Here is a 1,514-nt window from a genome sequence, read left to right as displayed (position 1 = left end):
CCCCCAAGCGTGGCGCTATAGTGAAATTGCCTCATCTGGTTGGACAGCGCTTCGAAGAACTGGCGACTTTGATTGGACCGACGGGGGCTTTCGCGGCGGAAGGGAGGGCATCCGCAGCAGCAATGTTGGCCTTTCGCACACATGAAGGCTTGCGCACGTCGCTGGCCCACGGTTTCGGTAAAGTTGTGCTCGACCGACAAGGGAATTGGTTGCTCGTACTGAGGACGCTTGCGTTCCGATCAAAACAGCCGCAACGCACAGTTCTTGTTGTTGAACAGAACGAGGCTGACGAAATAGTCAAGTCGCTCCAAACCACTGGTGGGCGCCTCGTTTCGGACCTAGCGAGCCTGCGACAAGCCCTAGTCTCGACCTAATGTACGACAAGTTTGGCTTCCGACTTGGCTCGAAACGCTCGATCGCCGCGAGCTTGTATGAGCGCGGTGCGACCCAAGCCGACTTGATCGCCGCGACCGGTACCACGCAATACAACATGCTGAAAGATGCCGAGCGGCGCGGCCATCGTGTCGTCGTCAAGGGCGATCGATATTGGCTTGTCGCGGCCGGGGACAATGTGGCTGTAGGAAGCTCCAGCAAGATCAGTGCTGGCTTCCCGCAGGCAGAGGCTCGAAAAACGCAGGCGACCAGACCTCTGCCCGTTGTAAGGCAAGAAGAGCTGAGGGTCGAAGGCGCGCCGGTTGCGGCTGTCCCCGCCATCCTGAGCGTTATCGGATGGCACGGCGAGGAATCTCCGGAGGATATCGTTGCCCGAAAGGCTGAGGACATCGCCAGAACCGGGCGGACGCTTTGGGTAATCCAATCATGGAAGGCGAAGACCGATGCAGTGCAGGCATTCGGCAGGACATATCCCGGAGCCGTGGTCTATTTCATCGAAGGCGGTGCGATCCCGGCTGGAATCTCTCAGGCCGCGGTGCATATGTCTGAAGATCGGCGGATTTGGGAACCGTTGCCGGAGGGCATCGGGAGGGTGACGGGTAAGCTCGCTGGAGCGACGGCGCTTGTGCTCGACCGGCTTGCACCATGCGACAGGACCACAATCGACCTATGGCGATTTGTGGAGCATCCCGGCAATGCTCCCCTCAGGTTCATCCGAGGCGCTTCGACCGCTTGCGTGATCCCCGCAACGAGCATCGTTGTGGGAATGAAATCCCGTCATCGTCGGGTAGTGGCGGTAGGCCGGTTGGCGGGACCGTCTGCAGCCTATCTCCGCTGACGTTAGAATTGATTGCTTATTGCCGATTCTAAATACTCGACACGAATAACACATTCCGGCGAGCTCTCAGAGGTTCCTCTATCGTCCAATATGATATGGTAAACGCTGATGCGCGAATTGTGAGCAAATTCGAATCTACTGGCAAAGAAGGTCGCCTTTTCCGAATTCATTAATTGCGGCGTGATGTGATATTTATCCTGTATTTCCTGCGTAATTTTAGCGAAGTCGCTAGTGCATTTTTCTTCCATAGATTCTTTTGAGTAACCCGTAGAATAGTCCAAAC

3 protein-coding genes are annotated in these 1,514 nt (G+C 56.3%); 2 read left to right on the top strand and 1 reads right to left on the bottom strand.

What is annotated here, in order from left to right:
- The coding region (locus EN932_RS38590; RefSeq protein WP_206619032.1) for a hypothetical protein at nt 1–374 on the top strand (374 nt) is incomplete at its 5' end.
- Complete coding sequence (locus tag EN932_RS35880) at nt 374–1,231, top strand: hypothetical protein (RefSeq protein WP_128369512.1); 858 nt, start codon at nt 374–376, stop codon at nt 1,229–1,231. The genes EN932_RS38590 and EN932_RS35880, both read left to right, overlap by 1 nt.
- 2 nt (nt 1,232–1,233) lie before the next feature.
- On the opposite strand, the gene EN932_RS38585 is transcribed toward EN932_RS35880, so the two are convergent.
- Nucleotides 1,234–1,514, bottom strand: a 281-nt coding sequence (locus tag EN932_RS38585; RefSeq protein ID WP_206619031.1) for a hypothetical protein, incomplete at its 5' end; no start/stop codon positions are given.

Origin of the sequence: Mesorhizobium sp. M7A.F.Ca.US.002.01.1.1 (genome assembly GCF_004022955.1) — a bacterium.
Classification (GTDB): Bacteria; Pseudomonadota; Alphaproteobacteria; order Rhizobiales; family Rhizobiaceae; genus Mesorhizobium; species Mesorhizobium ciceri.
The sequence above is the reverse complement of the archived record's forward strand: the minus strand, read 5'-3'. Positions and strand labels throughout refer to the sequence as shown.

Excerpts from the sequence above, each read along its gene's own strand:
- EN932_RS35880 (WP_128369512.1), top strand. The coding sequence starts at position 374 with ATGTACGACAAGTTTGGCTTCCGACTTGGCTCGAAACGCTCGATCGCC.